Origin of the sequence: Arthrobacter sp. OV608, assembly GCA_900110595.1 — a bacterium.
GTDB lineage: Bacteria > Actinomycetota > Actinomycetes > Actinomycetales > Micrococcaceae > Arthrobacter.
In genome coordinates, this window is sequence record FOEZ01000065.1 from 1 (window position 1) to 1272 (window position 1272).

The following is a 1272-nucleotide window of genomic DNA, read 5'->3' on the forward strand; positions in this document are numbered from 1 at the left end:
TCGAGGTGGAGTTTTGTCAGCGAAGGCGGAAGAGATGTTGAGCGTGCCATCGGAAGCGGTGGATGTTCGTGTCGATAAGTGGTCGATGCCGGTTTTGAATGATGAGAATCGGTTGAAGTTGGCGACGTTTGCTACCAATATGCGTGGGAGTGTGACGCTTGCCAATGTGGAGGGCAAGGTCCTGGGCAGTTGGGAGGAGAGCCTTCGGTTGGCGCAGCATGCGGATCGGATCGGGTTTGATGCGGTGATCCCGGTGCAGCGGTGGCGTGGGTTTGGTGGGCAGTTTAATTTGTCGGACCGTTCTTTTGAGCCGTTTACGTGGGCGACGGCGTTGTTGGCGCGGACGCAGCGGATCCAGGCGTTTGCGACGGTGCAGGTTCCGTTGATTCACCCGGTGATGGCGGCCAAGATGGCGGTGACGGCCGATCATGTGTCGGGGGGCCGGTTCGGGATTAATGTTGTGGCGGGGTGGTTCCCGGAGGAGTTCGCGATGTTTGGCCTCACTCAGCGTGAGCACGAGGCCCGGTATGCTTACGCTGATGAGTGGACGACGCTGCTGAAGCGGTTGTGGACCGGTGATGCTCCGGCGGATTTCAGTGGTGAGTATATTAAGGCTGTTGACGCGTTCTCTGACCCGCACCCGTTGCAGGATCCGTATCCGGTGATTATGAATGCGGGTACCAGCGGTCCGGGCCGTGACTTCGCCGCCACTCATAGTGATCTCATTTTTGCGTCGTTGCAGGACATGGCGACTGCGCGGCGTCAGATCGCGGAGATCAAGCAGCAGGCTTTGGCTTCCCATGGCCGTGAGGTGCGGGTTTTTGGGCGGGTGCATATTGTGTGTCGCCCGACTGAGCAGGACGCCCGGGATTACTTCCGTTTTGTTCACCGTGATAGTGCTGATGTTGCCGCGATTGAGAAGTTGCTGGCGGGGGTCAGCGCTAATTCGGACAGTTTCGACGTTGATCCGGAAGAGCATGCCAAGACCATTGAGCGGCTCGCTGCCGGCCGTGGTGCGATGACGATTGTTGGTACCCCTGAGCAGGTTGTTGAATCGCTGCTGGAGTTGACCAACGCCGGACTGGACGGGGTTGCGATCTCCTGGGTCAATTACGATGAGGGACTTCAGCAGATGGAGGACGAGATTTTGCCTCTTATGGTCCAGGCCGGCCTCCGCAGTTAGTGTCATGAGCCGTTCCAGTCTGCAGCACCGTTCCGCGGTGGATTCTGGGAACGCTCTGCACCCGCGTGCGCCGCGGGCAGCCATATCTA

Annotated in this window: 1 protein-coding gene; it reads left to right on the top strand. The window is 59.0% G+C overall.

The genetic code is table 11. The annotated features are described in order from the left end of the window. Positions 1 to 1183 (top strand): LLM class flavin-dependent oxidoreductase (locus BMX78_RS22620; RefSeq protein WP_091424865.1); only part of this gene is annotated, 1183 nt, incomplete at its 5' end. Between the last annotated feature and the right edge of the window lie 89 nt (positions 1184 to 1272).